The organism is Phenylobacterium sp., from assembly GCF_031181185.1.
Classification (GTDB): Bacteria; Pseudomonadota; Alphaproteobacteria; order Caulobacterales; family Caulobacteraceae; genus Phenylobacterium.
Genome location: NZ_JAPSKZ010000183.1, coordinates 1 through 7,093 on the forward strand (window position 1 = coordinate 1; position 7,093 = coordinate 7,093).

Genomic DNA, 7,093 nt, shown 5'->3' on the forward strand with positions numbered 1-7,093 from the left:
ACTTCCCGGACGAGGAGGTGCCGGCGGACGTCGCGGCGCGCGCTCGGCCGGTCCTGGAGGACCTGATCCGCGACATCGAGAAGAACATCGCCGACGCGGCGCGCGGCGAGCGCGTCCGCGAAGGCTTCCGGATCGCGCTGGTGGGCGCGCCGAACGCCGGGAAGAGCACCTTGCTGAACGCCATCGTCGGGCGCGAGGCGGCCATCGTCACCCCGCATGCGGGCACGACGCGGGACGTCATCGAGGTCCCCATGGTGCTGGAGGGCTACAAGGTGCTGCTGGCTGACACCGCCGGCCTCCGCGACACCGAGGAGGAGATCGAGGCCGAGGGCGTGCGGCGGGCGCGGGCCTGGGCGGAAGGCGCCGACCTTCGCCTGTGGCTGGTGGACGGCTCGTCCGACCAGATCCCGGGCCTGCCGGACGAGGTGGGGCCCGACGACCTGTGCCTCATCACCAAGCGCGACCTCGCCATCGGCCCCGCCGGCGTCTGGGCCGCCGAGGTGGCCAGCCGTATGGGCATCCCCTCGGCCGAGGTCACCGCCAAGGGCCCCAGCGACATGGCCTGGGTGAAGCAGACTCTTGGGCAGCGGGTGGTGGACGCCCTCGGCGGCGCCGAGCCGCCGGCCGCCACCCGCCTGCGTCACCGCGAACTGCTGGGAGAGGCGGCCGAGCGCCTGCGCCAAGCCCTGGCGCAAGAGGACGCCTTGGAACTGGCCGCCGAGGACGTGCGCCTGGCCGCGCGCGCGCTGGACCGGATCACCGGCCGCATCGACCCCGAGGCGGTGCTGGGCCGGATCTTCTCGACCTTCTGCATCGGCAAGTAGCGTTTCACGTGAAACACGGCCTGACGGGCGCGGCGACGTTTCACGTGAAACACGGCGGCTCTTCGCCTATATCAGCCGCCTCATGACGACCTGGGATGTCATTGTCATTGGCGGCGGGCACGCCGGATGCGAGGCTGCGGCGGCCTCGGCGCGGTTCGGCGCGCGCACCCTGCTGCTCACCCACAAGATCGAGACGATCGGCGAGATGAGCTGCAACCCGGCCATTGGCGGCCTGGGCAAGGGCCACCTCGTCCGTGAGATCGACGCTCTGGACGGGCTGATGGGCCGCTTGGCCGACCAGGCCGGCATCCAGTTCCGCATGCTCAACCGGTCGAAGGGCGCGGCGGTCCGCGGCCCGCGCTCGCAGATCGACCGGAAGCTCTATCGCGAGGCGATGCAGGCCGAACTTGCCGCCACGGCGAACCTGACCATCAGGGCTGAGGCGGTCGAGGACCTCCTGGTTGACGATGGGCGAGTGACCGGCGTGGTGGGCGCGAGCGGGGAGACCTATGCCGCCGGCCGCGTCGTGCTGACGACCGGCACCTTCCTGAAGGGCGTCATCCACCAGGGCGAGACCCGCATCCCGGCTGGCCGCATCGGCGATGCGCCGGCGATCGGCCTGTCGGACCGTCTCTATAGCCTGGGCGTCTCCATGGGTCGGCTGAAGACCGGCACGCCGGCCCGCCTGGACGGCTCGACCATCGCCTGGGACCGGCTGGAGATGCAGTCGGCCGACGACGAGCCGATCCCGTTCTCGTTCCTGACCGACCGGATCACGGTCCCGCAGATCCAGTGCGGCATCACCTATACGACCGAAGAGACCCACCGGATCATCGCCGAGCGGCTCGAAGAGAGCGCCGTCTACGGCGGCCGGGTCTCGGGCCGCGGCCCGCGCTACTGCCCGTCCATCGAGGACAAGGTCGTCCGCTTCCGGGACAAGACCAGCCACCAGATCTTCCTGGAGCCGGAAGGCCTGGACGATACGACGGTTTATCCGAACGGCATCTCGACCTCGGTGTCGACCGAGACCCAGGACCTGTTCCTGCGCACCATCCCGGGCCTGGAGCAGGTGGTCGTGAAGCGGCACGGCTACGCCATCGAATACGACTACGTCGACCCGCGGGAGCTCTATCCGACCCTCGAGGTGAAGCGCCTGCCGGGCCTCTACCTCGCCGGACAGATCAACGGCACCACGGGCTATGAGGAGGCCGGCGCCCAGGGCCTGGTCGCTGGACTCAACGCCGCCCGCGCCGCCTCGGGCGCCGAGCCGGCGCAGTTCGCGCGCGACGAGGCCTACATCGGCGTGCTGATCGACGATCTCGTCACGCGCGGCGTCACCGAACCCTATCGCATGTTCACCAGCCGCGCCGAGTTCCGGCTGACCCTGCGCGCCGACAACGCCGACCAGCGGCTGACGGGGAAGGGCATCGACCTGGGGGTTGTTGGGGCCACCCGGGCCGGGGTGTTTCACGTGAAACAGCGGGCGCTCGCCGCTGCGCGGACGATGTCGCAGCTGTCCACGCTGACGCCCGCCGAAGCCCAGCGCGCGGGCCTGCCGGTGAAGGCCGACGGCCACCGCCGCAATCTGCTGCAGCTGCTGGCGTATCCGACCATCACCTTCGAGGACCTGGCGCGCATCTGGCCGCAGATCACCGAGTGGGCGCCGGCCGTGCGCGAGCAGATCGAGATCGACGCCTCGTACGCCGGTTACCTCGACCGTCAGGCGGCGGACGCCGAGGCCTTCCGCCGCGACGAGGACCTGCGACTGCCGGCGGATCTCGACTATGCCGCCATCGGCGGGCTCTCCAACGAGGTGCGCGAGAAGCTCGCCGCCGTGCGGCCGTTGACCCTGGGCCAGGCGGCCCGCATCGAGGGCGTCACGCCGGGCGCGCTGACGGCGCTGCTCGCCCACGTCCGCCGCCGCGCCGCCTGACTTGGCGATGCAGGTCACCGACTCCGCGAGTTTCGCCGCCGCCACCGGCGCGACCGACGCCCAGATCGCCGATCTGAGCCGCTTCCTGGACCGGCTCGCCGCCGGCAACGAGGTGATGAACCTCGTCGGTCCGAAGACGATCCCCGACTTCTGGAATCGGCACGCTTGGGATTCGGCCCAGCTACTGAAGTTCGCGCCGGACGCGCTGGTCTGGGCCGATCTCGGCGCCGGCGCCGGCTTCCCGGGCCTGGTGCTGGCGATCCTCGGCAAGGAGCGCGACGGCTTCCATGTCCACCTCGTCGAGAGCATGGCTAAGCGCTGCCGATTCCTGACGGAAGTCGTCGAGACCTTGGACCTGCCGGCCACCGTGCATAACGAGAGGGCGGAAAACCTCCAGTTGGCTGTGGACATCGTCACGGCCCGGGCTTGCGCCCCGCTGGTCCGCCTGCTCGGGTACGCCCGGCCCTACCTTCAGGACGGCGCAACGGGCCTTTTCCTGAAGGGACAAGATGTAGCAGCCGAGATGACCGAGGCCGCTAAATCTTGGGAATTCGAGGCGGATGTCATACCGTCCAAGAGTGACGAGCGGGGCCGCATCGTGCGGGTGAAGCGATTGGGAAGGGAGCGGGGGCGTGGCCGTAAAGTCTGACCGAGCCCTACGTGTCCTCGTGGTGGCCAACCAGAAGGGCGGGGTGGGCAAGACCACGACCGCCATCAACCTGGGCACCGCGCTCGCCGCCGTCGGCGAGAAGGTGCTGCTGATCGACTCCGATCCGCAGGGCAACGCCTCGACGGGCCTGGGCGTCGGCCGGGCCCAGCGCAAGAACACCCTCTACGACGTGCTGATGGGCGAGAAGCCCGTCCTGGACGCGGTCGTGAAGACCTCGGTGCCCGGCCTCGACCTGGTGCCGGCCGATCCGGACCTCTCAGGGGTCGAGCTGGAGCTCGGCCAGCAGGCCCGCCGCTCGTTCAAGCTGCGGGATGCGCTGTCGCCGCTGCGGGAGACCCGGGCCTACACCTATGTGCTGATCGACTGTCCGCCGTCGCTCAACCTGCTGACCGTCAACGCCATGGCCGCGGCGGATGCGGTGCTGGTGCCGCTGCAGTGCGAGTTCTTCGCCCTGGAGGGCCTGACCCAGCTGATGCGGACCATCGACCTGGTGCGCGGCAGCCTCAATCCGGCGCTGGAGATCCAGGGCGTCATCCTCACGATGTACGACCGGCGCAATTCGCTGTCGGAACAGGTGGCGCGCGACGTTCGCGGCCACTTCGGCGAGACGGTCTACCAGACGGTGATCCCGCGGAACGTGCGGGTCTCGGAGGCGCCGTCGTTCGGCAAGCCGGCGCTGGTCTACGACCTGAAGTGCGCCGGAAGCCAAGCCTATCTGAAGCTCGCGCGCGAGGTGGTGCTGCGCGAGCGGGAGCGCCGCAAGAAGGCGCAAGCGGAAGCGGTGAGCTAGAAGACCATGGCGGAGAAGCGGGGACTGGGCCGGGGCCTCTCGGCGCTGCTGGGCGAGGCCGAGGAGATCGAGCATGCGGCCGATCCGCAGGCGGGCGTGCGCGAGATCCCGATCGAGTTGATCCACCGCAATCCGGACCAGCCGCGGCAGCACTTCTCGGACGCCGAGATCGCCGAACTGGCAGCCTCGATCCGCGACAAGGGCGTGCTGCAGCCGATCCTGGTCCGGCCGTCGCCGAAGACGCCGGGCGAGTACGAGATCGTCGCCGGCGAGCGCCGCTGGCGCGCCAGCCAGCGCGCCGGCCTACGGGCGATCCCCGCGCTGGTGCGGAACGTCGACGACAATCTCAGCTACGAGATCGCCGTCATCGAGAACGTCCAGCGCGCCGACCTGAACGCCATGGAAGAGGCGAGGGCGTACCAGGCGCTGATGGGCCGCATGGGCTACACCCAGGAGCAGGCGGCCGAGCGCGTCGGCAAGAGCCGCAGCCACGTGGCCAACACCATGCGCCTGCTGCAGTTGCCCGAGAACGTCCAGCAGCACGTGGTCACGGGGAAGCTGACCGCCGGCCACGCCCGCGCCCTGCTGACGGCCGCGGACCCCGAGGCGCTGGCGGCGCAGATCATCGACCGCGGCCTATCCGTGCGCGACGCCGAGGCGCTGGCCAAGCCGCAAGCGCCCGGCGCGGAGCCCAAGAAGGCGAGCGGCCCCAAGCGGGCCAAGGATGCCGATACCGCCGCGCTCGAAGCCGACCTGGAAGACGCGCTGGGCCTGAGCGTCGACATCGCCGACCGCGGCGGAGCCGGCGAGCTGAAGATCCGCTACGCCAGCCTGGAACAGCTGGACGAGATCTGCCGGCGTCTGACGCGGCGGTAGAGCGCTAACGGCCGGGGAGGGCGCTATTCCCCACCCGGCTGCCGCTTAGCGGCATCCACCCTCCCCATGAAGGGGAGTGATGATTAGAGCCCCAGCCTTCGCGCCCGCCCGGCGACCGTCAGGGCCAGGCGTTCGGCGATCAGGCGGTCGGGCGAGCCGGCGGTCTTGCAGGCCTTGTCGGCGGCCAGCACCTCGGGCTGGATCCGGTCGAGCTCGTCCAGGCTCCAGGCGCGGGCCTGGCGGAGGAACTCGCGCTCCTGCTTCCAGAAGACGCCAGACGCCTTGGCGGCCTCCTGCAGGCCGGCGCCGGCCTTGGCGAGCGTGAGCGTGCGGCGGAGCTTGCCCAGGTGCATGCCGATGGCTCGGACGGCAGCGGGTCCGCTCTCGCCCTCCTGGGCGGCCCGGCGCAGGCCCGCCTGGGCCTCGGCGAGGCGGCCACCGAAGGCGTCGGAAGCGGCGTCGAACAGGCTGGCCTCAGGCTCGACGCCTAAGAAGGCCTCGAGGTCGGCGGGCGTCGCCGTGACGCCGCTGCCGGGGCCCAGGAACAGCGCCAGCCGCTCGATCTCCTGCTTGGCGACGCCGCGCTCCTTGGGCATCCGCTGGACGAACAGCTGCAGGGCGTCGGGATTCAAACCGACCTGGTCTCGCGCCAGCGTCTCGCGCACCAGGCGCGCCACGTCGCCCGGCTCGTCCTCGTAGCAGGGGATGGTGGCGCAGGCGTCAGCCTTCTCCCCGGCCTTCCGGAGCGCCGAGCTGCGGTCGAGATTGCCCGCCTCGATCAGGAAAAAGGCGTCGGGGTTGAGCTCGCCCTTCGCGTGCCGTTCCAGCGCCTCGGCGACAGCCTTGTCGATGGCCGGCTTCTCAGACGACAGCCGCAGCCGCACGAGACGGCGGCCGCCCATCAGCGACTGCGCCGCGAGCTCGCCTTCCAGGCGGGGCGGATCGTCGGCGACGTCCACCTCGGTGAGGATCGCCACGTCGAACGGGTCGTCGGGGTTCGGGACGGTCTTGGCCGCCAGCTGGTGGCCGCGGTCGCGCACGACGCCCAGATCGCGGCCATAGATCAGCGCCGCGCGCACCGCCGGGTCGGGCCTGGAGAGGAACCGCTCGATGTCGGGTCGGCGGCTGAGGATCACGGGCTCAGCCCTTGGCGGGCTTGGCGCCGGGTTGCGGCGCGCCGTTGGCGAGCCAGACGGCCAGCTCCAGCTCGATCCGCCGCGCTGCTTCCTCGGCCGCGCGGTCCTGGGCGTCCTGCTGCGCCGAGATCGAGGCGTAGGGCTGGTCGGCGGAATCGTAGGTCAGCTCGACCCGCACGCGGCCGCGCTTGGCCACCGCACCCGAGGGCCGCGAGCGGAGCACATAGTCGGCGGTCAGGATGTATTCGTAGCGGGTGGCCACGTTGTCGATCCGCACGCCGCGGGGATAGCGCGCCTCGCCCAGAGACAGCTGCATCACGTAGGCGCGCGGCGCGTTGCGGTTCTTGGCGAACGCGTCGTCGAGGTGCTGCCGGATCAGGTAGCCGGTTCGCCCGTCGGGGGCGTCCACCTCGATGGCGGCCAGGTTCGAGGCCACGCCGGGCTCGGCGTACAGCGGCTGGAAACCGGCGCAGCCGGAAAGCGCCAGGCCGGCGAGCGTGAGGGCGAAAAGCGCTGCCTTCGTCATGCGGCCACGATATTCACGATCCGGTCCTTGACCACAATGATCTTGCGGATCGTCAGGCCCTCGAGGCGCGATGCGATCTCGGCGTCGGCCAGCACGATCTTCTCGACGTCGGCCGGCTCGGCCCCCGCCGGCGCCGTGATCTCGCCGCGGCGCTTGCCGTTCACCTGAACGGGCAGGACCTTTATCGCGTCTTCGGTGAGCGCCGGGTCGAACTCGGGCCAGGGCGCCTCCACGACCATGCCCTGGCCCCCGATGCGGGCCCAGCATTCCTCCGCCAAGTGCGGGGTGAACGGCGCGATCAGGCGGGCGAACGCCAGCAGGGCCTCGTGGCGCGCGGC

General features: G+C 70.8%; 8 protein-coding genes. 5 read left to right on the forward strand and 3 right to left on the reverse strand.

From position 1 onward, the window contains the following. From RIF93_RS17165 to RIF93_RS17185, 5 genes are all read left to right on the forward strand, one after another. Positions 1-824, forward strand: an 824-nt coding sequence (locus RIF93_RS17165) for a GTPase (protein ID WP_309092671.1), incomplete at its 5' end; no start/stop codon positions are given. Positions 825-906: 82 nt separating this feature from the next. Then, positions 907-2,757, forward strand: coding sequence for a tRNA uridine-5-carboxymethylaminomethyl(34) synthesis enzyme MnmG (gene mnmG, locus RIF93_RS17170; protein ID WP_309092672.1), 1,851 nt, complete (start codon positions 907-909; stop codon positions 2,755-2,757). A 7-nt stretch (positions 2,758-2,764) separates the two neighbouring features. Next, complete coding sequence (gene rsmG / locus RIF93_RS17175; RefSeq protein WP_309092673.1) at positions 2,765-3,406, forward strand: 16S rRNA (guanine(527)-N(7))-methyltransferase RsmG; 642 nt, start codon at positions 2,765-2,767, stop codon at positions 3,404-3,406. Then, complete coding sequence (locus RIF93_RS17180) at positions 3,390-4,217, forward strand: ParA family protein (protein WP_309092674.1); 828 nt, start codon at positions 3,390-3,392, stop codon at positions 4,215-4,217. Before rsmG ends, RIF93_RS17180 begins: the two co-directional genes overlap by 17 nt. A gap of 6 nt (positions 4,218-4,223) precedes the next feature. Further along, positions 4,224-5,093, forward strand: a complete 870-nt coding sequence (locus tag RIF93_RS17185; protein WP_309092675.1) for a ParB/RepB/Spo0J family partition protein — start codon at positions 4,224-4,226, stop codon at positions 5,091-5,093. Between the two features lie 83 nt (positions 5,094-5,176). Here RIF93_RS17185 and holA read toward each other — a convergent pair whose 3' ends face one another. The 3 genes from holA to RIF93_RS17200 form a co-directional block, all read right to left on the reverse strand. Beyond that, positions 5,177-6,229, reverse strand: a complete 1,053-nt coding sequence (gene holA, locus RIF93_RS17190) for a DNA polymerase III subunit delta (protein WP_309092676.1) — start codon at positions 6,227-6,229, stop codon at positions 5,177-5,179. Between the two features lie 4 nt (positions 6,230-6,233). After that, entirely contained in the window at positions 6,234-6,755 is a 522-nt protein-coding gene (lptE, locus tag RIF93_RS17195; RefSeq protein ID WP_309092677.1) for an LPS assembly lipoprotein LptE, read from the reverse strand. Further along, a partial coding sequence (locus RIF93_RS17200; protein ID WP_309092678.1) for a class I tRNA ligase family protein occupies positions 6,752-7,093 on the reverse strand: 342 nt, incomplete at its 5' end. The genes RIF93_RS17200 and lptE, both read right to left, overlap by 4 nt.